At 66.8% G+C, this 23,168-nt stretch carries 22 protein-coding genes and 3 pseudogenes; 16 read left to right on the forward strand and 9 right to left on the reverse strand.

The features are described 5' to 3' along the window. Positions 1 to 207: 207 nt before the first annotated feature. From ACQEXA_RS57490 to ACQEXA_RS57515, 6 genes are all read right to left on the reverse strand, one after another. Positions 208 to 699 (reverse strand): DUF1877 family protein, encoded by a 492-nt coding sequence (locus ACQEXA_RS57490; RefSeq protein ID WP_433134348.1) that lies wholly within the window; start codon positions 697 to 699, stop codon positions 208 to 210. 78 nt (positions 700 to 777) lie between these two features. Next, on the reverse strand, positions 778 to 1,563 hold the full coding sequence (istB, locus tag ACQEXA_RS57495) for an IS21-like element helper ATPase IstB (protein WP_433134350.1): 786 nt from the start codon (positions 1,561 to 1,563) through the stop codon (positions 778 to 780). Further along, on the reverse strand, positions 1,560 to 2,147 hold the full coding sequence (locus ACQEXA_RS57500; protein ID WP_433134823.1) for a hypothetical protein: 588 nt from the start codon (positions 2,145 to 2,147) through the stop codon (positions 1,560 to 1,562). Before ACQEXA_RS57500 ends, istB begins: the two co-directional genes overlap by 4 nt. After that, positions 2,060 to 2,686, reverse strand: coding sequence for a hypothetical protein (locus ACQEXA_RS57505; RefSeq protein WP_433134352.1), 627 nt, complete (start codon positions 2,684 to 2,686; stop codon positions 2,060 to 2,062). Before ACQEXA_RS57505 ends, ACQEXA_RS57500 begins: the two co-directional genes overlap by 88 nt. 136 nt (positions 2,687 to 2,822) lie before the next feature. Continuing rightward, positions 2,823 to 3,866, reverse strand: a complete 1,044-nt coding sequence (locus ACQEXA_RS57510; protein WP_433134354.1) for a S66 family peptidase — start codon at positions 3,864 to 3,866, stop codon at positions 2,823 to 2,825. Between the two features lie 66 nt (positions 3,867 to 3,932). Then, positions 3,933 to 4,145 (reverse strand): hypothetical protein, encoded by a 213-nt coding sequence (locus ACQEXA_RS57515; protein WP_433134356.1) that lies wholly within the window; start codon positions 4,143 to 4,145, stop codon positions 3,933 to 3,935. A 126-nt stretch (positions 4,146 to 4,271) separates the two neighbouring features. Between ACQEXA_RS57515 and ACQEXA_RS57520 the strand changes: the two genes are divergently transcribed. From ACQEXA_RS57520 to ACQEXA_RS57535, 4 genes are all read left to right on the forward strand, one after another. Further along, positions 4,272 to 4,412: a hypothetical protein gene (locus tag ACQEXA_RS57520; protein ID WP_433134357.1), complete on the forward strand. Its 141-nt coding sequence runs from the start codon at positions 4,272 to 4,274 to the stop codon at positions 4,410 to 4,412. A 301-nt stretch (positions 4,413 to 4,713) separates the two neighbouring features. Continuing rightward, positions 4,714 to 5,604 carry an NAD(P)H-binding protein gene (locus ACQEXA_RS57525; RefSeq protein WP_433134358.1) on the forward strand — a complete coding sequence of 297 codons (891 nt, stop codon included), beginning with the start codon at positions 4,714 to 4,716 and terminating at the stop codon, positions 5,602 to 5,604. 886 nt (positions 5,605 to 6,490) lie between these two features. Continuing rightward, positions 6,491 to 7,153 carry a hypothetical protein gene (locus ACQEXA_RS57530; protein ID WP_433134360.1) on the forward strand — a complete coding sequence of 221 codons (663 nt, stop codon included), beginning with the start codon at positions 6,491 to 6,493 and terminating at the stop codon, positions 7,151 to 7,153. 324 nt (positions 7,154 to 7,477) lie between these two features. Further along, positions 7,478 to 8,131 (forward strand): class I SAM-dependent methyltransferase, encoded by a 654-nt coding sequence (locus tag ACQEXA_RS57535; RefSeq protein ID WP_433134362.1) that lies wholly within the window; start codon positions 7,478 to 7,480, stop codon positions 8,129 to 8,131. Positions 8,132 to 8,225: 94 nt separating this feature from the next. On the opposite strand, the pseudogene ACQEXA_RS57540 reads toward ACQEXA_RS57535, so the two are convergent. Continuing rightward, positions 8,226 to 9,292: pseudogene (locus ACQEXA_RS57540) on the reverse strand (IS630 family transposase). A gap of 391 nt (positions 9,293 to 9,683) precedes the next feature. Here ACQEXA_RS57540 and ACQEXA_RS57545 point away from each other — a divergent pair. The 12 genes and pseudogenes from ACQEXA_RS57545 (at position 9,684) to ACQEXA_RS57600 (ending at position 21,155) form a co-directional block, all read left to right on the forward strand. After that, positions 9,684 to 10,199, forward strand: a complete 516-nt coding sequence (locus ACQEXA_RS57545; protein WP_433134364.1) for a hypothetical protein — start codon at positions 9,684 to 9,686, stop codon at positions 10,197 to 10,199. Between the two features lie 602 nt (positions 10,200 to 10,801). Further along, the gene (locus ACQEXA_RS57550) at positions 10,802 to 12,406 is read left to right on the forward strand and encodes a sensor histidine kinase (RefSeq protein ID WP_433134366.1); all 1,605 of its coding nucleotides are present in this window, start codon (positions 10,802 to 10,804) and stop codon (positions 12,404 to 12,406) included. Beyond that, positions 12,397 to 13,077 (forward strand): LuxR C-terminal-related transcriptional regulator, encoded by a 681-nt coding sequence (locus tag ACQEXA_RS57555; protein WP_433134368.1) that lies wholly within the window; start codon positions 12,397 to 12,399, stop codon positions 13,075 to 13,077. Before ACQEXA_RS57550 ends, ACQEXA_RS57555 begins: the two co-directional genes overlap by 10 nt. A gap of 90 nt (positions 13,078 to 13,167) precedes the next feature. Further along, positions 13,168 to 14,367, forward strand: coding sequence for an alpha/beta hydrolase family protein (locus tag ACQEXA_RS57560; protein ID WP_433134370.1), 1,200 nt, complete (start codon positions 13,168 to 13,170; stop codon positions 14,365 to 14,367). A gap of 647 nt (positions 14,368 to 15,014) precedes the next feature. After that, positions 15,015 to 15,956: an RNA polymerase sigma factor SigJ gene (gene sigJ, locus ACQEXA_RS57565; RefSeq protein ID WP_433134372.1), complete on the forward strand. Its 942-nt coding sequence runs from the start codon at positions 15,015 to 15,017 to the stop codon at positions 15,954 to 15,956. Positions 15,957 to 15,989: 33 nt separating this feature from the next. Continuing rightward, complete coding sequence (locus ACQEXA_RS57570) at positions 15,990 to 16,826, forward strand: NAD(P)H-binding protein (RefSeq protein ID WP_433134374.1); 837 nt, start codon at positions 15,990 to 15,992, stop codon at positions 16,824 to 16,826. Positions 16,827 to 16,840: 14 nt separating this feature from the next. Further along, positions 16,841 to 17,185: a DoxX family protein gene (locus ACQEXA_RS57575; protein WP_433134376.1), complete on the forward strand. Its 345-nt coding sequence runs from the start codon at positions 16,841 to 16,843 to the stop codon at positions 17,183 to 17,185. A 166-nt stretch (positions 17,186 to 17,351) separates the two neighbouring features. Further along, positions 17,352 to 17,782, forward strand: a pseudogene (locus ACQEXA_RS57580) (PaaI family thioesterase). Continuing rightward, the gene (locus ACQEXA_RS57585; RefSeq protein WP_433134378.1) at positions 17,763 to 18,062 is read left to right on the forward strand and encodes a hypothetical protein; all 300 of its coding nucleotides are present in this window, start codon (positions 17,763 to 17,765) and stop codon (positions 18,060 to 18,062) included. Before ACQEXA_RS57580 ends, ACQEXA_RS57585 begins: the two are co-directional and overlap by 20 nt. A gap of 198 nt (positions 18,063 to 18,260) precedes the next feature. Next, positions 18,261 to 19,172, forward strand: a complete 912-nt coding sequence (locus tag ACQEXA_RS57590) for a hypothetical protein (protein WP_433134380.1) — start codon at positions 18,261 to 18,263, stop codon at positions 19,170 to 19,172. After that, a complete protein-coding gene (locus ACQEXA_RS57595) occupies positions 19,169 to 19,738 on the forward strand; it encodes an AAA family ATPase (protein ID WP_433134382.1) in 570 nt (189 codons plus the stop codon). Before ACQEXA_RS57590 ends, ACQEXA_RS57595 begins: the two co-directional genes overlap by 4 nt. Further along, a complete protein-coding gene (locus tag ACQEXA_RS57600) occupies positions 19,725 to 21,155 on the forward strand; it encodes a B12-binding domain-containing radical SAM protein (protein WP_433134384.1) in 1,431 nt (476 codons plus the stop codon). Before ACQEXA_RS57595 ends, ACQEXA_RS57600 begins: the two co-directional genes overlap by 14 nt. Positions 21,156 to 21,642: 487 nt before the next feature. Here the strand turns inward: ACQEXA_RS57600 and ACQEXA_RS57605 are convergent, their stop codons facing one another. Both ACQEXA_RS57605 and ACQEXA_RS57610 read right to left on the reverse strand, forming a co-directional pair. Next, complete coding sequence (locus tag ACQEXA_RS57605) at positions 21,643 to 22,074, reverse strand: NUDIX domain-containing protein (RefSeq protein ID WP_433134386.1); 432 nt, start codon at positions 22,072 to 22,074, stop codon at positions 21,643 to 21,645. Positions 22,075 to 22,110: 36 nt separating this feature from the next. Then, positions 22,111 to 23,168: pseudogene (locus tag ACQEXA_RS57610) on the reverse strand (tetratricopeptide repeat protein); the annotation flags it as partial.

Here is a 23,168-nt window from a genome sequence, read left to right on the forward strand (position 1 = left end):
CCACGCATCGAGTGCGTTGTGCCCGCCCCGCCACGCTCCTTGCCTGCGGGGCGGGCAGTGGAGTCTGCCCGGCTGATCGCACGTGAGTGGCGTTAACGGTTTGAACTGGCCCCACTTTTCCGGCCCGAGTTGGCCCCACCAGAAGATCGAGCGAGAGCTGCTTCCGGTCTGAGTTGGCCCCGGGTTCCGGCTTGAGTTGGCCCCGGTCTACTGACTGACGGTGAAGATGACCGCTCGGCCGTTCTGCGCCGCAGTGAGGTAGAAGCTCCTCAGTCCGGGCAGGAACGCCTGAGTGTAGGCGATGTCGTCGGCGTCGCCGGTGCCCTGGTAGGCGTCGAACGTGAGCGTGACGAAGCGATCGCTCAGCCACTGCCCGTCCAGTGGCTCCAGGGCCTTCGCGACCTCGCGGACCTGATCCGCAGTGACGTAGCAGACGATGTAGTTGTCACCTTCGTGCAACGGCACTCCGCCGAGGATGACGTGCGACAACGGGTAGTCGCCGTTGTCGAAGGCGAGGTCGCCGTCAGTGAAGCACCGGTGCAGGGCGTCCCAGGACTTGTCGAGTTCGAACAGGTGGTCCATGTCCCACTGGTCCTCGACCTCTGCGACGAGTTCGATGACCTCGTCGTCGTCCTGGCAGGCCAGGAAGCGTTCGGCGTCCTGGGCCTCCAGAGCGAAGAGCACCGCGCGAGCCGCCATCGTGTCCTCCCACCGCCGCGAAGATTCGTTCCGCGTGATCCAACCACACGGCTGGCGGTCGGGTGCGATGGGCTGCTTCTATCGCTTGGCCTGCTGTTTGGCTCTGGTCTGGGCAAGTCGGTAGGACTCGGTGCCTGTCTCGATGATGGTGCCGTTGAAGGTGAGGCGGTCGACGATGGCCGCGCAGAGGCGGGGGTCGGTGAAGGTCTTGGTCCAGCCTCCGAACGATTCGTTCGAGGCGATCGCAACACTGTTCTTTTCCTCGCGCTCGGTCAGAACCTGGAATAGCATCTCGGCGCCGCGGCGGTCCAGTTCGAGGTAGCCAAGCTCGTCGATGCAAAGGAGATCGACGCGGCCGTATCGGGCGATGGTCTTGGTCAGCTGCTTGTCGTCGGCTGCTTCGACGAGCTCGTTGACCAGGCGGGCGGCGAGCGCGTAGCGGACCCGGAATCCGGCCATCGCGGCGGCGGAGCCGAGCCCGATCAGCAGGTGGGTCTTGCCGGTGCCGGAGTCGCCGATGAGGCAGAGCGGCTCGCCCTTCTTGACCCATTCGCAGGTGGCGAGGTTGTTGACCAGGGCTGGGGTGACGTTGGGGTTCGCGGTGTAGTCGAAGTCGGACAGCCACTTCGAACGTGGGAAGCCGGCCGCGCGGATGCGGCGTTCGGACCGGCGTCGGTCGCGGTCCTCGCACTCGGCCATCAGCAGTTCGGCAAGGAAGCCGCGGTAGGACAGGTGCTCGCGTTCGGCTCGGTTGACGGTGTCGGCGAACTGGGCCCGCATGGTCGGCAGCCGCAGGACCCGGCAGGCGGTATCGATCGCGGCATCGGAGGCGGGCTCGGTCAGGGTGTGGTGCGGGCCGGTCATGGCTGTTCCTTTCCTGGACGGTGCAGCAGCTGGTCCCAGCGTTCGAGGGCGGGCAGGGGTCGCTGGTCGGCGGGCAGCCGGCTGGCCCGGCGCTCGGTCAAACTGGGCAGCGGCAGCTCGGGCGGTGTGACCAGCTCCGCCGGCATGGCGCTCGCGGTCACCGTCGGGGACCGGCCTTCGGTCTCGGCGGCCTTGCGGGCCTCCAGCGCGACCACGTCCGCAGTGCAGGCTCCGACAGCCAGGGCGGCACGGATCCCGGCGACGACGTCGCGGTGCTGCAGGTGCCGGTGCAGCAACAAGACGTGGACCAGGGCTTTCGTGCCGTCCGTCTCGCCGAGAGTGTGCTTGGCGGCGGCCCAGAACGCCTCGTGGGCGGGGGTGAAGGTGCCCTCGCGGCGGGCCTGGTCCAGGGCCTCGGAGCCGGCCAGGGCACCGGGCTTGGCTAGCAGGACCTCCAGGAAGTGGTCCAGCACGATCCGTTCGGCGCCTTTGGCGGTCAGCCGCGGGTGGCGGGCGATCTCCGTGCGGCCGTGGAAGACCACGACCTCGTCGGACCGCAGCAGCGCGTGGACGGTGCGGCCGATGAACCGGGCCGGGACCGAGTAACGGCAGACCCGGCCGCGACCATGCCGTAGCGGTCGACGCGCGGACTGAAGGCGAGGCCGGTCTCGAACCCTTCCCCGGGCAGCGGCAGCAGCAGGGGGGCCTCGTGGGCGAAGTCCTGGCCGATAGTGCGGATCCGCAACCCGATCCGGCGGCTCTCCTCGGCCTGCTCGAAACGGGCGAAGGCCTCGTTGAGCTCGTCGAGGCTGTCGACGCGGGGCACGGGGGTGAGGTAGTTGCGGCGCCAGTAGCCGACCTGACCCTCCACTCCGCCCTTCTCGTGCGCCCCGCGAAGGCCCGGCTCGCAGTAGAAAGGGGTGATCGAGAAGTGCTTGCGGAAGTCGGCCCAGCGAGGATGCTCTTCGCGCGAGCGGCTCTTGCGGATCACCCGCGAGACCGCCGGAGACAGGTTGTCGTAGCGGATCTGGCCAGCCGGGATACCTCCCAGCGTGCGAAAAGCGTGGACGTGGCCGTCGAGGAAGGCCTCCTGCCCGCAGGACGCGGTGATCCTTCTCTGCACTTCAGTAGTCGCGATGTGCTTCTGAACCTTTGGTGGAGTGTGATCGTCAGGAGTTTCGACGGGGTCCGTTTGTCGCGAATCTGTGAGAGCCCGTTCGGATCGCCGTCACTGTGACGGTGATCCGAACGGCTCAGGCTCAGTAGGTAACAATGATCCGGCGTGCCGGGCCGTCCACCCGGATTCGTCCTCCGACGGGGACCACGAGTTGCGGGTCGGTGTGGCCAAGGTCGACGTCGAACACTGCCATGGTGTCGGGGGCGTACTGCTGGAGAGCCCGTATGACGGCCTCTCGCTGTTGCTGGCGGAAGTGCGCCTTCTCCTGGGTGCTGAGCGGGTTCTCGAACGACCAGCTCCTAGCCCTGCCCATCAGCAGCGCGGGGAACTGTTGCAGGAGCCCGCGTTCGCCCATGTTGCGAAGGATCCGGTAGACCTCTTCGGCGCGTGGCATTTCCTCGGAAGTCTCCAGGAAAAGCACGTTGCCTGCGTAGGCGTCAACCGGTTGCACTGCGCGGTCGGCCATCAGCAGCCACGAGATGATCTCCAGGTTGCCGCCCCAACTGATGCCTTCGACCACCCGGTCGCCATTGTGCCAGGACCAGCCGTCGGCGGGTTCCATCTCCGGTTCGGACTCGAAGGTGTGCGGGTCCTCCCACGGGCGGCTGACGTCCCCATAGGTGCTTGAAGAGGTGAGTTCGTACTCGCCAGAGGTGAACAACGCCGACCGAAGGGAGTCCTCGGTCATCGGGTGCATCGCGCCGGGCCGGCCGAGCTCGACCATTACTGAGCCGCCGTGGTAGCCGACGATGCCCAGGTTCCGCAGGAACAGCAGCAGGTTGGTGTTGTCGCTGTAGCCGAAGAACGGCTTGGGGTTGGCGCGGAGGAGACTGTGGTCGAGGTGCGGGAGAACGGTGATCTGGTCGTCCCCGCCGATGCTGGCGATCACCGCCTTGATGTCGGGGTCCGCGAAGGCCGCGTGGATGTCGGCGGCCCGTTCTTCAGGCGTGGCACCCATCTTCCGGGTCGTCGGATATTCGACTGCCTTCAAACCGAAGTCTTCCAGGAGCCTGCGCAGGCCCAATTCGTAGGGCATAGGGAAGAGACCAGGCAGACCGGAGGAGGGGGACAGCACCGCGACCCGGTCTCCGGGGCGGGGCTTGGGGGGATAGAGGGGATTAATCATTTGATGATCGTAGGAGGCGGTGGCCTGACGCCCCAGGGAGTATTCCGGATCGCGGAGGCGTGATGGCTATCCCAGGGCAGCGACGCCGTCCTCACCTCGGCCGGCTTGGGCTCGTAGACGTTCGGCCTGCTGTTTCTTGTCGGCGATGTGCCGCAGGCTCTCCTGCAGGCCGGCGACCTCACCGAGCCACTGCATCCGCTGGGCCTCTCCGAGGCGCTGGCGGGTGTTGGTCTCGATCTCCAGCAGCCGGGGCTCCTGGGCCAGGTCGAGCCGGAGCATGGGGCACCTGACACAGGCGGCGGCTATGCGCTGTCGCCCTCCAAGGAACACGCATCCCTGTCCGTCGGTAAGGCCGCGCTGCGCGCGTATGTGCACGTGCTTCACGACCAACTGGCGGGAACGGGCGTGCACGCGACCAGCGTCACGATCACGAGGGACATCGGCGGCGGCGAAGCGCGCTTCGACCCGGCAGTGCTCGCCCAGGCATACCTCGAACTGCACAACCAGCCCGAGGCCGAATGGCAGCACGAGCTGATGCGTTATTGAACCGCTCACCGACCTGTCACGCGGCCCGATCACGGGCAGGGGCGGCGCTGGGGGTTATCGGTTCCTTGTATGTCTGCGGGTCGGTGGATGGCACGACGTCTCTGCCGCTGGTCGCTGGTGGAAGGCGGCGGCATGGGGGCGGCCGACTTGCGGCTCCCGGCGGGCCGGGGCATGCGTGTGGCGGTGAACTATCGCGCCCTCGCACAGCGGGAGGACGCAGCCGAGGTATCGCTTTCTTCGCCGGACGTCATCGGAAACAGGGGTTCCGCGATCGACAGCGGCCCCGGATGGAGGGAGACCCATGTCTGAGAAGAACCACGCCACGGTGGCGGTCACCGGGGTGACCGGGGCGCTGGGCAGCCGGATCGCGGCCCGACTCGCCGACCATGGCGTCCCCCAACTCCTCGTCGGACGCAGCCTTGGCCGCATGCCTGAACTGCCGGGCGCGCAGCGGCGCGGGCCGGCCGCCTACGCCGACGCCTCGGACATGCGCCAGGCGCTCGAGGGCGCCTCGACCCTCGTCCTGGTCTCCGCACACCGCACGGGGCGCCGGTTGGAGGAGCACGCCACCGCGGTCGAGGCCGCGATCGCGGTCGGCGTGGACCGGGTCCTGTATGTGTCCCTCGTGGGCGCGGCGCCGGTCGCCACCTACCTCAACGCCCGCGACCAGTGGCTGACCGAACAGTTCCTGGCGGGGGCCGGGATCCGCCACACGGTGCTCCGGGCGGGCTTCTACACGTCGACGCCGGCCGCCCTCGCCGACGAGGAGTTCGTCGTGAGCGGCCCCGCGAGCACCGGCCGGGCCGCCTTCGTCACCCACGAGGACATCGCCGACGTGATCACGGCTGTTGCCCTCGACGAGGGTCCCCACTCCGAGTACGACGGCGCGATCCTCGAGATCACCGGGCCCCAGGCCCTGACCCTCGACGAAGCGGTCACCCGGATCGCCGTGGCCACCGGCCGGCCCTACCGCTACGAACCCGAAACCCTTGAGGAAGCCTTCGCGCGGCGGTGGCGGCTGGGCATGAGCGGGGAACAGATCGAGACCTGGATCTCGTGGTACCAGGCGATCGAGAGGGGCGAGGTTTCCGTGGTCACCGACGTCGTCCCCCGGCTCACCGGCTCACCGGCGACCCCGATCTCAGACGCAGCCTGGTGGCCCGCGCCGAACACCGCGCGTGGAACCACATGAGCTCAGACGGGCGAGCAGACCGAGGTCCGCCATGGTCTTCTCCACAGGTCGTCGTTCTTGGCGAGCCGTCGGACGACCGCACTGCCGGTGTTCTTCAGCGCGTCGTCGCTCAGGTATTGATGCTTTTCTCTGCTCGTACTTGCGCTGGTGTTTTGAGACCGCCTTGTCCTTGCGTACTTCGGCGAGCCGGTCCAGCCGTTCCTGGTCGTGTTCGCGCAGGATGAGTCTGATGTCCCGCGCCATGACGTGCAGGTGTCCGGTTGGGTCCGGGCGCATCCTGCTGAGCGCACCGCTCGGTTCGTGCTGGACCAGGGAGGGTCGGCCTGGCTCCCGCTGCTCGGTGATCGAGCGGGCTCGGTTCAGGACGGCTTCGACTGCCCCGTTCGACCAGACAAGCCCGTTGATCGGTGAGCGGATGGCTTCTCAGGCCTTGTAGGCGTGTTGAAGCATCACGATGAGGCCGCCGGCGAGAAAGAGGGCGACTGCTCCCAGAACGATGATTTTTGTGTGGTCGCTCATTTTCATGCTTGTGTTCCGTGTCGGAAATTTGTGGCAGTCCGCGCCGTGGTCTGCCCGTGGGGCTGCTGTGTGTTCTGCAGACTTCAACCAGTCGGTCACACGCTGTGCGTTGGGGCTGCCAACTGTTGCTTGTTTTCTCATCGAATGTCCCCAACTATCGTCGTTTGTAGGCAGGTTGGGGTGTCCGGTCGGCGCGAGCCAAGCCGTTCGGACGCTCGGATCCTGCGGCGGCAGGTTCGGGCCGTCTGATGCCGAAGAGCGCCTTTCTGCCGCCGACCGTGCTTCCTCGCGCGGGCCCCTGCTCGGCATGGTGACGACGTGGTCGGGCAAGATCTGCCCAGCTATTGCCTGTCGGTGAGGGGTCGTCATGCGCTCTGCTGTGCACACCGTGTCGTCGGTGCTGTTCGCTGTTGTGTTCCTGACGGGATGCTCGTCCACGTCGCTCGGCTCCCCGGCGCCGTCCACGAGCGCGTCGGCGGCGGGGACCGGCGCGCTGGGCGGGTCGCCTGAGCGGGCGATCGCTGTGGGGGCTGGTCCGCAGAAGACGTACACCGTGCAACAGCAGCCCGCGGCGGGCAGCTGCCACTACCGCATCCAGAAGGGCGAGCCCCTGGAGGATCCGGCGTGCACCCCAGGCGCGATCTCCCCGGCTGTCACGCAGGCGAACCTGAAGTCCACGATCTGCCGCAAGGGCGGCTACACCGCCGGGATCCGCCCGCCCGTCTCCATCACCGGCAAGGAGAAGGAAGGGAATGCGGCCTCCTACGGCTACACCGGCCGCATGGGTGACGCAGAATACGACCACCTGATCAGCTTGCAGCTGGGCGGTGACCCCAACGACCCCCGCAACCTGTGGGTCGAACCCCCGGACCCCGGCCACAAGGCGGGCGGTGGGGTCAACAACAAGAAGGATCCGGTGGAGACGAAGCTGCACACCGCGGTCTGCGCCGGCCAGGTCACCCTTGCCGCCGCCCAGCGCGTCATCGTCACCGACTGGACCACGGCCCTGAGCAGCCTCGGCATCGGCTGAGACCGTCCCCGGACCCAACGGGGAAAGGCACCGCCCGCCTGGGGGGCAGCGGTCCTTCCCAAGCGTGGGCGGGGATTTTGGGGGTGTGGCAGCGTGGACGTGGGCCGGGCCCGTCACACCCTCGAGGTGACGGGCCTGACGTCGTTCAGTGCGCGAGGGGTGACGATGTTCGGCGCGTCGGTGGAGCGGCTGGGCTTCGCTAACGCTGTGACCGCATAGGTTCGTCGGGTCAGTGTGAGGGCCGGGTGTCTGCAGTGGTGGATGTCAGGCAGGCCAGCAAGGCCGCGCCACGGCCTGTCAGTTGTCTGGTCTAGGGTCGCCCGCATGGCCGAGCCCTCGTTTCTGACCGCTGTTCGGGAGTCGTACGACACGGTCGCCGCCGACTACGTCGAACGCGTCCCGCCTCCAGCTGAGATGGACCCGATGTCCCGCGCGATGCTGGCGGGGTTTGCTGAACTCGTGCGGATGGCCGGTCTGGGGCCGGTCGCGGACCTGGGGTGCGGCCCCGGCCGCATCACGGCGCACCTCGCCGGGCTGGGGGTGTCCGCCTTCGGCGTCGATCTGTCACCGAAGATGATCGAGCTGGCCCGCAACGCCTATCCGGACCTGCGGTTCACCGAGGGCTCGATGACCGCCCTGGAGACGGGGGACGACGAACTCGGCGGCATCCTGGCCTGGTATTCCACCCACCACACGCCCCCGCAGTGGCTGCCGGCGGTGTTCGCTGAATTCCACCGCACGCTCGCGCCCGGCGGCTTCCTGCTCTGGGGAGACTACGTCGGCGATGAACGGCTGCAGCCGACCCGCGGCTATGGCCGTGTGGTGTCCTACGAGTCACACCTCCTGCCACTGGACCGCATGGTCGGCTTGCTGGGCCAGGCCGGGCTCGTCGTCACCGCGCGATTGGAGCAGGAGCCCGGCGGACGGGTGAACAGACCGCACGCCTGCCTCCTGGCCCGCAAGCCCGAAAGGCCCTGACAGGGCAGGTTCCTGCGGCGAGGCCGCCCGAGCTGGGTCACTGACGATCACGGGAGGCGGGCGGTCAGGCCGCGGGGTTGAGAGGGCGGCCGCGTCAGCGGATGCCTTTCTCGCTGCGGATACGGGCGCGTTCCCGGCGCTGGGCGGCCAGGACGTCAGGATGGCGGGCGTTCTGGTTGCGCCAGTACAGATAGCGGTGCAACGCGCGGGTCTGGACCGTGTGGTTGGGGTGGTTCGAGTTGGCGAGGGTGAACTGCCGCAGCGGCCCGAAGTGCGCCTCGATCGGGTTGGCCCAGGAGGCGTTGGTCGGCGTGAAGCACAGCTCGACCTTGTTCCTGGCCGCCCACCGGCGGATCTTGCTGCCTTTGTGGGCGGAGAGGTTGTCGAGGATGACGTAGATCGGGGCGCCGTCCGAACGGGCCGCCCGAATGGTCTTGAGCGCGGCGAGACTGTGGTCGGCACCCTTGCGGCGCCGGTTGACACCCCAGAGAGCGTCGTCGCCGACCGAGTAGCAACCGTGGAAGTAGCGCACTCCGTGGGTGCGGTGGTAGGTGGCCGGCAACCGGTCGGGCCTACCCTGCCCGGCCCAGCAGGTCCCGACGGTCGGTCGGATGCCGAGCGGCCCGAACTACGTCGAATGCGAAGGTGCGGTCGGGTCGCTCGTTCAGGGCGTACTCGATCCGGTCGAGCTTCGCGTCGAAGTTCGGGTCGGTGGACTTCTTCCCCGCGGCGGGCGAGAAGACAGCGCAGGGCCTCACGGCCGATCCGCACCGGACGGGAGACGTTGCGACGCAGGTGATCGGCGAGTTTCCGGATCGACCAGCGGGTAAAGGGCTTGCCGAGCGTAGTCGGGCGTGTAGTGGCCGTCTGGACGACGAAATCCTCGTCATCATTGTTGAGCAGGCGGGGACGGCCTCCCGCCCACTGAGGGTCCAGGCAGGCCAGGCCGATCTCGTTGAACCTGTGGATCACATCGCGGACGGTGTCCTCGTCTGCCTGCACGAGCTTCGCGATCACCGGGACGCTGTTGCCGCCCGCCGACGCGAGCAGCATCATCGCGCGACGAAAGCGCACCGTGCTGGTGCTGCCCCGGCGCACGATCCGCTGCAGCTTCTGCCCCTCCTGCTCGGTCAATCTACGCACTCGGACCGGCTGTGCCATCCCGCCTCCCCATACTGATCGGACGTGTCATCACATCCAACCGGCACGACAGCCGCGAGCACCAACTCGGCGAACCTATGCGGTGCGGTCAAGCACTACTGATCTCCGTGCCAGGAGAGTTGGCGTGCTTCCCGTGAGATGGCCCCTCAGGCGGGGCGCAGAGGCCACCACCCCTGTGCCACGTGGCCTGTGTCGAGGTTCGACTGAACGGCGCCCAACTCTACGACGGGACAGGGAACTTCGGAAAGGGTTGGTCAGGGCGAGGTAAGGATTGCGCAGGTCGCTTCTTGTTCACCCGAGGGGTCTACTCGCATAGACCTGGGTGGTGGTGTCATGCCGTCAGCCGCCCGGTACCCCACTGTCCGGGCCGACCCTGCGGGAGTACCTCCTTATGCGTCGTTTCACCGCCACCACCTGCGCCCTGGCCCTGGCGGCCGCCGGTCTGATCGCCGCCTCCACGGGCACCGCCCAGGCGTCGACCTGCTCGCATGCCTACCTGCCGCTGCCCGACTCCTCGTGCACGCCCGGCGCCTACAACCCGGACGTCACCCAGTCGAACATCCACAGCACCATCTGCGTGTCCGGCTGGACCGCCACCGTGCGCCCCCCGACGTCCTACACCAACCCGCTGAAGGCCCAGGGCATCATCGACTACGGCTACTCCGACACCAACATGGCCGACTACGAGGAAGACCACCTCGTCCCCCTCGAACTGGGCGGCGCGCCCCGGGCGACGGGGAACCTGTGGCCCGAGCCCTACTCCGGCTCGCAGACCGCGCACTCCAAGGACGGGGTGGAGACGAAGCTGAAGAACGCGGTGTGCGCGGGCACCATCACCCTGTCCTCCGCCCGCAGCGCGATCAAGAACAACTGGACCACGGCCCTGCAGGTCACCGGCATCGGCTGACCTGGCCTGCCGCCGGGGCATCCAGGCCACACGGGCTGGATGCCCCGGGTACCACGCATCGAGTGCGTTGTGCCCGCCCCGCCACGCTCCTTGCCTGCGGGGCGGGCAGTGGAGTCTGCCCGGCTGATCGCACGTGAGCGGGCGCATCCGCACCGGGTATCGGCTGTGACAGTCGCACCGGCCTCTGTCAGGACCCTCGCGCCTGCGTGTGAAAACCCCGACGGTGACCCTGCCACCCTGCCGCCCTGCGCAGCGAGCGCGGCCGCAGCGTCGACACCGCCTCCCTTTGGCCGCCGCCAGGGCGTGTCTCAGGAAGAAGCCGTTGTCGTACCGATCATGGTGAGTATCGGTTGGAGGCGCCACCTCGGTCGTTGGCTCCCGCACGTTGCGCCTGTCGCTTTCCGGTCGAAACGTCCGGCAGAGGCTGCCCGGTCGGGGTAGGTGTTTGCCTACCTCGAAAGTAGGTTTCGGCCCATGGCGCCTGCCGGCCCGCTGGAAGCAGCATGATCTCCAGGCCACAGCGCGTGGCCCGGAAGACGAGACGGGGGGCGGATATGTGGCCGTTTCCGGTGGACGGGGCGCCCTGGCCGGGGGGCGTGCTCGTGGCGTTGACCGCGGTCTGCGCGGTGCTGGCTTTCAGGGCGGAGCAGGCGCGAGAGCGGCCGGGGCGTACCGCGCGAGCGGCTGGGCGGATCGGCTGGCCCCTCGTGGCGGGACTGGTGGGTGTGGCCGCGTACGGCAGTGTGCCGGCTCTGCTGTTCGCCCTGCACAACACCGCCGGAACGGGCGGCTACATCGTCACCGCGCCGGATCTGCAACCCGACGGGCTGCTCGCGTCGGCGCTGCTGATGGCCGGCCTGCTGGCCACCACGCTGCCCTTCTCGGCGCGCGTGATAAGGCGGTGGGTATTGCCGGTGGTCGCAGCGGTGACCGGCGAACTGCTGGAATGGACGTATTGGCTCACGCATGCGCTCACGCATTCCCCTGCTTTCTATGCCCTGACGCCCCTGAATGTCCTGGTGGGCTGCGTGAGCGTCCCGGCGCTCGCCGCCTTTGCCGGTGCGGCTGTGCTCCGGCCGGTAAGCGGCGGCCCCGCGCGTCTGGCCGGAGCCGACGCGTCGAGGTCCGCGCGCTGGGCCCTGCTGCTGCCCGCCGTCGTGGTGATGACCGGCGACCTGCTCGGCCTCGAACTGTGGCAGTCGGCGCCGCCGGGCACCGGGATCGGGCCGGCGGTGATGGCTTACCTGGTGGGGCTGGCGCTGCTGGCGGCCGTCGTGGCCGGGCTGGTGCGCTGGCCCGGGGCGGCGGCGAACCTGGCTGTCCTGGCACTGGTGGGGATCGGGGCATACGACGTCGCCCAGAGCGGGTTCGGGCAACACCTGGTGGAGGTACGGAAGTTCGGCTCCCCACGCATGCCGGCGCCGTCCCTCCCCTTGGAGATGGTTGCTCACCATGCGTCGGTCCTCGGCGGCATCCAGGGGGCGGTGCTGCTGGCCCTTGGGCTGTGGCTGCTGCCGAGGACCGTGCTGGCGGATGCTGGTCGGCTGCTCGGTCGGGGGCCGGATGCGGCGCTGGCCCGGCGGATACAAAAGCTGGCCGAGACGCGGGCCGATGCGGTCAGCTCCGCGGCCGCGGAGCTGCGCAGGATCGAGCGGGACCTGCACGACGGCGCACAGGGACGGCTGGTCACCATCGGGATGAACCTCAGGGTCGCCGAGGAGATGATCCACAGCGATCCGCACGAGGCCGCCGCACTGGTTGTGGAGGCCCGCGTCGCCTCGGCGGCGGCACTTAAGGAACTGCGCGGCCTGATCAAAGGGATGCACCCGCCGATGCTGGCCGACCGGGGCCTGGGGCAGGCGGTCCGGGCGCTCGCACTGGACCTGCCCCTGCCGTGTGAGACCGACATCGATCTGCCCGAGCGGCTGGCCGCCCCGCTGGAGTCGGCCTGCTACTTCGCCGTCGCCGAGGTGGTCACCAACGCCGTCCGGCACGCCTCGGCGCACGGTCTGCAGATTCGCATGGCCCGCGCGGACGGGATGCTGCGCATCGAGGTGGTCGACGACGGGGTGGGCGGCGCGGATCTGGCCCAGGGCACCGGGCTGGCCGGGGTGGAGCGACGGCTGGCGGCCTTCGACGGCATCCTGGCGGTCAGCAGCCCGCCCGGGGGGCCGACGATCGTGGTCATGGAGGTGCCGTGCGCGTAGTGGTCGCGGAAGATCTCTTTCTGCTCAGGGAGGGGCTGGTCAGGCTTCTCAAAGCGCGTGGGTTCGAGATCGTGGCTGCCACCGACAGCGCGCCGGGCCTGCTTCAGGCGCTGCTGGAGCACCGGCCGGACCTGGCGATCGTGGACATCAGGCTGCCGCCCACCCACACCGACGACGGGCTCCGGGCGGCGCTTGCCGCCCGGGAACGGATGTCCGCACTGCCGATCCTGCTCCTGTCGCAGTACGTCGAGCAGATCTACGCCCGCGAACTGCTCGCCGACCAGCGCGGAGGGGTCGGCTACCTGCTCAAAGACCGGGTGTTCAGCGACGACCAGTTCGTCGACGTGATCCGTACGGTCGCCGCGGGCGGCACGGTCATGGACCCCGAGGTGGTCACCAAGCTGCTCGGCCGCCGCCGCGGCGAACGCGAACCCCTCTCCCAACTCACCGAGCGGGAACGCCAGGTGCTTGAGCTCATGGCCGAGGGACGCTCCAACAGCGCCATCGCCGGCCGGCTGTTCATCAGCGAGAAGGCCGTGTCCAAGCACAGCACCAGCATCTTCACCAAGCTGGAGCTCGCCCCCTCCGACGACGACAACCGCCGGGTGCTGGCCGTGCTCGCCTACCTCATGTCCGTGCCGCGTGAAGGCTGCACTTGGTCACGCCACTGAGCTGATCAAGACCAAACCATGGCCGGGCTGCGCCCGGCGGCCCAAGTGCCGGGCGTAGCCCAGTGCTGTCCAGAAACCCAGGGAGGGTCCGTGACAACCACACCGTTCATGAACCGAGAAGGAATGACGCGCCGTCGCATGCTCAAAGCCGCGCTGGCAGTTGGGGTCGCCGTGCCGATGGGCGCCGCACACCAGGCGTGGGGGGTTTCGACCGCCCCGGGCCCGGTGCAGCTCACTGTGCCGGTGCCCACCGGACCGTACCCGGTGGGCACGGTGCCTCTGCACCTGGTCGACGCTTCCCGTCCGGATCCAGTGGCCGGCCCCGGGCATCACCGCGAGTTGATGGCCGCCCTCTGGTACCCCGCCCGGGGCGTCGAACGGTATCCACTGGCCCGCTGGACGTCTCCGGCCGTGACACGAGCGCTCCTTATGTCGGCGGGATTTCCCGCCGACGTCGCGGTGGCGCCACTCACGGCCGGCCACGAGGGCGCGCCGGTTCGGCGAACCCGCGGACGACTGCCCGTCGTCGTTTTCTCGCACGGCGCGCACGATCAACGCGCGGACACCACCATCGTGGTGCAGGAGCTCGCCAGCCACGGCTATGTGGTGGTCACGGTGGATCACACATACGACGCCTTCAGCGAGTTCCCCGACGGCAGGCTCACGGTCCCGCTCGACGTACCCGCCCTGACACCACGGGACTTCGCCACTGACATCCGATTCGTGCTCGACCGCGTCGAGGACCTCGCGGCCGGCCGCAACCCCGACGCCGAATACCGGCCGCTGCCGGCCGGCCTGCTCGGCGCCCTCGATCCGCAGCGCATCGGCATGTTCGGCTGGTCGAAAGGCGCGACGGCGACGGCCTTCGTGATGAGCGAGGACCAGCGCGTTCGGGCCGGTCTGAGCTTCGACGGGCCGATGCAGCCAATGGTCACCACCGACCTGGACCGGCCGTTCATGCTGATGACCGCCGAGTCCCCCCGGGCCACGCAGCCGAGCGTCGCCGAGTTCTGGTCGCACCTGCGGGGATGGCGGCTCAACGTCCAGGCAGAGGGCGCGGTGCACTCGTCGTACTGCGACGTCCAGTTCCTGATCCCGCAACTGGCACAAGCCGTCGGGATGAGCGACACGGACCTCCAGGGCTGGATCGGCACACTCGATCCCGCCCGGGCGGTGCACATCCAGCAGGCCTACCCGCTCGCGTTCTTCGACCTGCACCTCCGGCACCACCGGGAGCACCTGCTCGACGGCCCGAACGCGGCCTTCCCAGAGGTCAAGTTCATTCCATGAAGCGACGAATCGTGGCGCTCACGCCCCGCGTCGCGATTCGCCCGCCCCGACCGGCCTCTGGGCGTTGGAGGCCTGCTGCACCTGATTCACGACACTCCCCAGCTGCTGGGGTGTTGTCAGCGAAGTGTTGAGAGCGGTGCCACGCACATACCAGTTGTCACCTGACCCCCCAAGGTATCAGGGACACCCTGACACCTTGGGGGACGTCGGGATCGGTTGCCTGACAAGGCGGCCTCGGTGGCGGTAGCCCTTGCATGTGAGGTACGCACAGGGTGGCGGACTGACCAACGCCGAGCTTGATGCCGAGTGCCGCCAGCGCGCCGTGGATCCGCCGGTTGCCCCACCAGGCATTCTCGCGCGCCAGGCGAACGACCAGGGCGCGGATCGAGCGGATGGTGGGCCCGCCTATACACGCCGCGGCGGCGTGACTGACCCGGACGCAGATCACCGCCGTCCTGGCCCGGCACCGCCGGTACAACCGGACCGCCAAGGCCGCCACGATCCAGACCGCGCTGCGAAGCTGCTCATCGCCCTGCGCTGAGTCCGGCGCGCGGGTGATGTGGGCCACATCTCGGCATCCGCGTCACACTCCGTGCTGCGGGTTCGCTCATAGCTTGCGACACGCGCAGCGAACAAGAGAGGCCGCCATGTCCCAGTCCGAGGCAGAGGGCATCGAGCGGGTGACGGATGAGTTCGTCGCCCATCGCGAACTGCTGTTCTCGATCGTCTATAACCTGCTGGGCAGCGTCGCGGATACCGAGGATGTGCTGCAGGATGCCTGGCTGGCCTGGTCGGCGCGCAGCCGGAAGGGGGCGGGGGAGCCGATCGCGCAGGTGCGGGCCTATCTGGTGCGGATCGCGGTCAACCAGGCGCTGGCCCGCCGGGCGAGCATCAGCCGCCGCCGGGAGGACTATGTCGGCCCCTGGCTGCCGGAGCCGGTGATCACGACGCCGGCCGGCGGCGCTGTGGCGGCCGAAACCTCGCAGTTCGGTGATGCGGCCGAGGCCGTGGTGCGAGCCGAGGCCCTGTCGATGGCGCTGCTGGTGGTCCTGGAATCACTGACTCCGCTGCAGCGTGCGGTATTCGTACTGCACGAGGTCTTCGGCTACCGGCACACCGAGATCGCCGAGATCCTCGACCGCGCGCCGTCGGCGGTTCGCCAACTCTCCCGGCGCGCCCGCAAGCACGTCCGAGAGCGCCGCCCGAAGTATCCGGCGCAGCCGCGGGTCCGGCAGCAGGTGACCGAACGGTTCCTGGCCGCCGCGCTCGGCGGCGACCTGAACGCGCTCATGGACGTTCTCGCCTCGGACGTGACCTTGTGGACCGACGGTGGCGGCAAGGTACGGCAGACGATCCTGCGCCCGCTGCACGGCCGGGACAAGGTCGCCCGTCTGATCGCCGGCGTCGCCGGCCGTACCCCGGACGGCGTCGACCTGCGCTACCGAACGGTCAACGGTGACCCCGCCGCCGTGCTCGCCAAGGACGACTCCGCGTTCGCCGTCATGGTCATCGAACTCACCCCGGACGAGCAGCAGGTCTCGCAGATCTATGCCGTCACCAATCCCGACAAGCTCACTCAGATCAACTGACCGGCAAACACCCTGAACAACAAAGGGAAGACCATGATCCTGAACACCCGGGCCACCGGAAACCTCGGGCGCCCGCTCGTCGCGGAGCCGGCCGCCAAGGGCGCGACGGTAGGCGCGTTGACCCGCACACCCGCCACCACCCGCGTCCCTGACGGCGTCGAGGTGTGCGACAGCGTGCAGCCCGACGTCGACGGCGTCACCGCCCCCTCCTCCTCAACCTCGCCGCCCTCCGGCAACGCCCCCAGACGCTGCTGGATGGCGGCGAGGCGGCAGGCGTCCGAAGGGGCGTCACCCTCTCCTCGTTGGTCGTTGCCGGCCACCCCGGACGCAGAACGGGGCAGCACCGCTGCGATCCACCAGGAGCTGGGGGAGGCGGTCGAGACCGCATTCGGGCAGTTGGCGTATCTGCGTCCCGGCGCCTTCGCCTCCCATGCGGTGCAGTGCAAGCCGCAGTTGCAGGCGTCAAATGTGGTGCGCGACCCCTACACGCAATCCAGCACCGCACCGATCGTCGACGCGGATCTCGCTGCCCTCGCGCTGCGGGCGCTCGTGGACGATGAACTGATCGGCCGCAAACCGTCCTTGACAGGACCTGAAGGGCTCACTGCCACGCAGCGGGTGGAGATCCTCGGGCAGGTGCCGGGCCGTTGGCCGCGCTACGAGGACATCACCTCCGAGAGGGCCGGGCAGGCCATGCTGTCCCACAACCCCTGGGTGCACGAAGCGGCGATCGACTCCCTGCCCGGCTATCTCGCGCGGACGGTCGGCCGGCCTGCCTGGGTGAGGGGAGAGGTGGAGCGCATGCTTGGCCGGCCCGCCCGCACCGTGGCCCAGTGGGCCGCCGACCACGCCGCCGCGTTCCAGAACTGACCAGGAGGGTTGTCATGTTCGCCGCCTACGTGGTCCTCGCGGTTCTGACCATCGCCTACAGTGCCTTCTCCGCGGGCTGCGACTTCGTCCGCTTCGAGCGGGTCGCCCTGGGCATGGACAAGGCGGGTGTGCCCCGCTCCTGGATGCCCGCCCTCGGGGTTCCCAAGGCCGCCGCCGCACTCGGACTGCTCGCCGGGTTTTGGATCCCGGCGCTGGGCACGGCCGCGGCGGCCGGTCTGGTTGCGTTCTTCCTCGCCGCAGTCGCCACCCACCTCCGGATGCGCGACTACTCGCTCGGTCTGCAGTACCCGTTCCTGCTGCTGGCCGCCGCCACCCTGCTGCTCGGTCTGGCCCACTGAGCTTGATCTTGAACCTTGAGAACATCGGCAGCACCACGAACCCGCCCAGCGACCCGCTGCAGCCCGGGAAGCGACGCGGGTGCTGCGGGACAAAGTCCGCACAGCCACAGCCCCGTGCGAAAGCCCGTGACGGTCACCGGCATCAAGGCCGCGGCGATCAGCGACAGTGACCAGGGGTGCAGCTCACCATCTCGGTGCCTGGATCAGGCACATCGCGCCCGGCCGCGTCCACATCGAACTCCCGGGCAGGCCCGAAGTGACCCAGCAGCACGGCTACTTCCACGCCGGCGCCACCAGCGCCGTCGCGGACAGTGCCGGTGGTTACGCCGCGTTCACGCTGTTCCCTGAGAACACCGAGGTGCTCACCGTCGAGTACAAGATCAACCTCCTTGCGCCCGCGGTCGGTGACTGCATCGAGGCAGTGGGGACGGTCCTGAAGTCGGGGCGCACCTTGACGGTGTGCCAGCTGGAGGTGTTCGTCGTCCATGACGCCGGCGCAAGCTCGTCGCGAACGGGCAGCAGACGCTGATTCGTGTGAAGGGGCCTGAGCCTGTCCGAGGAGTTCTTCGCACCATTGATGGCCGCAGCCGTCTATGACCCTGACCCCAGCTTCTGCCGCTGGTTCATCGAGCCCGCCCTCTACACCTTCGGGCGTCGGCGAGTCATGACGGCACTGCTCAACTATGCGCGGACAGGCACGGACGCGGAGCAAGCGGGCGCCAAGCGGGCCTGGTACTGCGCCCACTTGCCGCTGCGCGCCCACCGGTCTCCGGCCTACGCACCTGGTGGAAGTCGCAACCCGGCTCTGGACGAGTCCCACGAAGTGGTGGACAAGTGGCTGGAGTGCATGGCCTCACCGGACCGCAACGGAGCCTGATCCGGCGCACAAGGTAACGGGACAAGCTTTAGCCGTCGTATGCCAGCGTAGGCGCTGAACAAAGCGGGTATGTCTGCGGCACTGCGAGTAGGCGGACCTTGGGGAGGGGAACGGGCAGGCGTGGCGTCCTGGCACTGCTGGGACAGGAATAACTCCGGAAAATTAGCGGGCTTCTCAGAGACGTAGGAGTGGCACAGCGTGTCGATTTCACGTACGGAAGCAGCGAGATTCTTCCTCGGCGCCTATTGGCGCACGCTGCGCGGCCTGATAAAGCGTGCAAGAACCACCGCCATTGTCCTTACATGCTTAATTTCGTTTCTCTTGCTTCTCGTCATACAACTTTCCAGCAGCGCAAAGATTCTCGGACTAAGCAAGGACACCTGGCTCAATGTGGCAGGATCCGTGTTCGCGACGGCCCTCTTTCTATTTATAGAATCTGCTGTTCAGGCCGTGAAAGGAGTAGAGGAAAGCGTAGAGAAAAACGCGTACCGAGAGATCGTAGAAGAACAAGGAATACTGGAGGTATTCAGCCAGCGCGGAGATGACCGAGTTCTGGCGCTCTATGAGCGGCTAATCTCCGGCGCCGAAAGTAGAATTTGGGCAATCGGTATGACCAACGGTCATTTCGTGCACCAACACCTACAGGAGATCTGTGCGCGGCTACACAGACAGCCATTGGATGTGGTAATTGCCTTTTGGGATCCGGACACCACCGTTTCGAGGCCGACGGCGCCTGGTTCTTCCAGTGGATCCGTAAACCTTCTCTCAGTCCAGAGTCAACTTGAAGGAAAACATATATCGTCCGACGACCTGAAGCAAACGGTTCGGGTACGGCAGGAACAGGTCCAAGAGGCTGTCGATCGGATTGGTACTCAACTCGCGGGGCGTGTAAGGATCGTCGACATCACTCATGTTGCAAATTTTACGTGCCTGATCGTGGACGATCAGGTTTTCTTTTTCCCGTTTCTCGCAGGACCTGACAGTACTAACAATCCAACGCTTCGGTGCTCTGCCCAGGGACAGATTGGGCGGGCAATTTGCCGACACGTTGAACACCTGTTGGCGAGTCCCGAGCACACTCGAATTTTCTGGGAGAAGGATGCTTCATGAGGATCGCCCTCACAGGATCATCGAGTACGGGAAAGACAACACTTGCACATGCGCTCCTTCGAGATGCCAGATTTCAGAAGTACGCGACAGAGATAAGGTCGATCAATGCGCGTGACACTCTGGCGAGGCTTGGCTTCTCGGCGATGGACAAGATGAGCCGCGAGGAGGCTCGCTACTTCCAACTTGCTTATTATATTCAAAAAGAGAGTGACGAAAGGAAATGCCGGGAAGGGTTTATAACCGAACGGTCCTTTGTGGACGTTGCCGCTTATTGGATAGAGCGAGACACTCACGATCGTTCCCACTTTGAGAAGATGATGCTGATCGACCCGTGCGCCGAGAATGCGCGAGCGTACGATATCCACATCTATCTGTCTTTCGGCAGCATTCCCTTTTATCCAGACGGTTGGAGGTCGGAGGATGTCTCCTTCCATGAGAGAATCGATCGACGCATACGGAGCCTGCTTGGGGAATGGGGGTTGCACTACATAGCGATCACAAGCGCTGATCTGTCGGAACGTGTGGCCTGCGTACTGGAGGGGTTGAGTAGCGTTGGGCGGACGTGACTCGGTCATTTTCGTTTCAGCAGGCATCACCGAGCCGAAGAAGGGCAATAGCCCTCTAAATCGCCTGAACCTCTATCTCAATTATGGGCTGCTGGGGCTGGCTACATTGGTGGAGAGCAACGGCTATAAGGTCAAACTTGTACACGGCGGTTTTTCTGATCCGGCTGACATCCTATGCGAGTTAGAGCAGTCGGGGATTATTCCAACTCGCCACCCGGTGATGCTCTCCTTGCCGAGCAGTTTTTGCCTTGAATGGGCGCATGTATTTTCGCGTACACTCAAAGAGCGTTTTCCGGAAGTATCCATTATCGCCGGAGGGCGCTGGGTCATCGACCCTGATCCGGCATGGGCGAAAAAGCGGCTCCCCGATGTGGACCTATTCGTTTATGGTACGGCAGAGCGTCGAATACTCAGTCTATTGGGTGGCCCTCAGCGTTGGAGCGCAATCAGTTCGTGCAGTGCATCTCCAGATCGCTCCCCGGAAGCCGCGCTTGTTCAGCCACCGAACCTTAATTTCTTCCTGATGGATGATTATCGAGATTATCATCCAAGTCTCGAGATGTCTCGAGGATGTGGATTTAGTTGTTCCTTTTGCCTAGAGCGGAATGTGAAGCTACAGACTATACGAAGTCCCGCATCGACAGTGCATGAACTTTGTCGCTATATTCAGCAATATGAGTCGGAGTTTATTCACCCGTACTTTGAGGCGTCCTATTTTCGCCCTTCACGTGCATGGGTGCGAGAGTTCGAGGAAGAATATCGAAGTAACGGATTGGAAGTGACCTGGCGTTGCGAGACCAGGGTGGACTCGTGGCGTGTTTCTGATATATCCGACCTGGCCGCGTGTGGCCTGAAGGTGATCGATCTCGGTCTCGAATCCGGCAGCCCCCGGCAGTTGGTGGCGATGGGGAAAACAAAAAACCCTACGAGATACCTCGAGAGGGCGAACGAACTACTGCATGCTTGCAGGGATAACGGAATATGGGCGAAAGTGAATGTGCTGCTGTATGCCGGGGAGACGGAAGACACGATCGCCGAGACCGTTCAATGGCTTGACGGCCGGCGGGACTGCATAAAGGGTGTATCGGTGACCCCTCTGATTGTCTATAGATCTAGCGGTGACGTCTATTCTTACGTGTCTGAACTCTCGCGGGCGGGCGCTACTCTGGTCGACAGTGAGCGGCTGGAACGAGATGGATACTCTTTCGTTCACCTCAATTCGAGTATCCCGCATGAACGGGCTATTGAATTGACCCGCAGAATATCGAGACGGTACATGTCCGATCGGGACTACTTTAACCTCAAGAAATTCAGCTACTATCCACGGACATTTTCATGGGAGTCATTCAATAAGATTCTTGACTCCCAGCCGCTGGATGAACTGCCGTTTTCGCGTCCCACATCAGCCTGTAAGTAGCTGGCGATGCCGAACATCCCCCGCCGGCGGCGGGGAGGATCTGTACGGGTCCACGAGCGTGCTCAGCGGCGGTCGCCTCTTCCAACGACGCTCGGTCCACCAGTACCACCGCTTCGTTCGCCACGTGTAGCACCCGCGGCCGGGCTAGACCTGACCGGCTCCTCCAGCTCACGGCGGCGTTGGAGTCCGTGCATGCAGCGATCTGATTGCGCAGCGTCAGCGCGACAGGACCGACGGCCAGCGGCTGCAACCCAAATTGCTCGGCGATAGCCGGGCAGTCTGCAGCGACCTCTGCATCGGCCCATCCACGCCGCCTTGCCTCCGCACCGAGCGCTGCGCGGGCCCGATGACCAGGAGGGAAGGTCACTGAGTAGCTGCCCTCACGCGGTGCATTTCTCTCTGGCCAAGGGCCGTTCCAGCATCAGCACCAGCTGCCCGTCCAGGTTCGGGCGAGCCAGAAGGCACAGGGACGGGCTGGTGGCAATGTCTACGTCCAGCCGTCCAGCGATACCTGGGGTCCGTTGGTGAGGTAGCGGTGGAGGGCGCTGGCGGTGGTGTCGACGAAGTTTGCGGGGATGGCGTCGATGTCGACCCAGTGGACCTGGGCGTGCTTGCGTGATTCGCGGTTTTCGGGTTCGCCGGTCCATTCGTGGGTGGTGAAGACGACGGTGAGGAAGCCGTTTGGGGCTTCGACGCCCCAGGCGCCGTGGATGATGTGGGCGACCTTCAGGGATTCCGGTTTCACGGTCAGGCCGGTCTCCTCATGCAGCTCGCGCACCGCGGTTTCGGTGATGGGTTCGCCGGGTTCGCTCTTGCCGACGGGCAGGTCCCACATGCCTTGGGCGAATGTGGCGTTGTGGCTGCGTTGGAGGAGGACGACGCGACCTGTGGCCTGGTCGTCGGTGGTCGGCTGAGCCACGGTTGGTGTCCCTTCGTCGGCCGGTTGGTGGGCAGCTTAGGCCAGTGCTTCGCGTGCGCGGCGGGCGAGTTCGGTGGCTCCGGGTACTTTGCGGCGCTGGTAGACGGAGAGGGTGGAGCGGAGCGAGGTGATGGCCTTGCGGGTGCGGTCGGAGGTCATGCCGTCCATGAGGGTGAGGGCCTGGGACCAGGCGGCGACGGCTTCGTCGGCGCGGGCTTGGGCGGCGAGGCTGTCGCCGAGGTCGGCGTAGGTGAGGGCGTGGACGCGCTTGTACTTCTCGGGTCCCAGCGGATGAGGGCGTCGCGGTGCTGTTGCTCGGTGCCGATGTGGTCGGCGAGGTCGGTGAGGGTGCGGGCGGTGTGGCTGGCCACGGTGCCGGCGGCGGGGCCGCTGACGCGGGAGTAGCTGGGCTGAGGGTCGTCGTCGCGCAGCAGGGCGTCTTCGGCGGCGAGCAGGGCGCGGGCCGCCGAGGCCTTTTCGCCGACGGCGGCGTAGGCGCGGGCGTGGGTGATGTGGAGGAGGGCTTCGGTCTGGCCGTCGACGTGGCCGAGGTCGCGGGTGAGGGCTCCTTCGACGAGGTCGACGCAGTGGTGGGCTTGTTTGAGGATGAGGGCCTGGTGGGCGAGGGCGCGCATCATCCAGGCGGCGTGGCCGTGCGGGTCGGCTTCGCAGGCGAGTTGGTAGCCGACCTGGTAGTAGCGCTGTGCGGCGCCTTCCTGGCCGAGGTCGTGGTGTTTCCAGCCTGCCAGGTAGGCGAGTTCGGCAACGGCCCCGAACGCCGCCCGGCGTAACGCTTCGTTCGGGAAGCGGCCCCGGAGCATGGGGGCGGCGGTGTCGGCCAGGTAGGCGGTGACCGTGGTCAGGCCATGCCCGCCCCCGAGGCGTTCATCGGCGGCGCTGAAGGCGGCGGTGATCTGCCGTATGACGTCTACGTTCTCCGCGCCGACCATGGACGTGCCGGTGCGGGCGCGGAGCATGCGGGCGGTGGCCTCGTGCTCGTAGGCGAGCGGCATGGCGACGCCGGCGGTGGTGAAGGCGGCCACCGCGAGGAAGCGGCGACGCTCGACGTCGGCGCGACCCAGGTCGGTGGCGGC

This window comes from Streptomyces sp. CA-106110 (genome assembly GCF_050936285.1).
GTDB lineage: Bacteria > Actinomycetota > Actinomycetes > Streptomycetales > Streptomycetaceae > Streptomyces.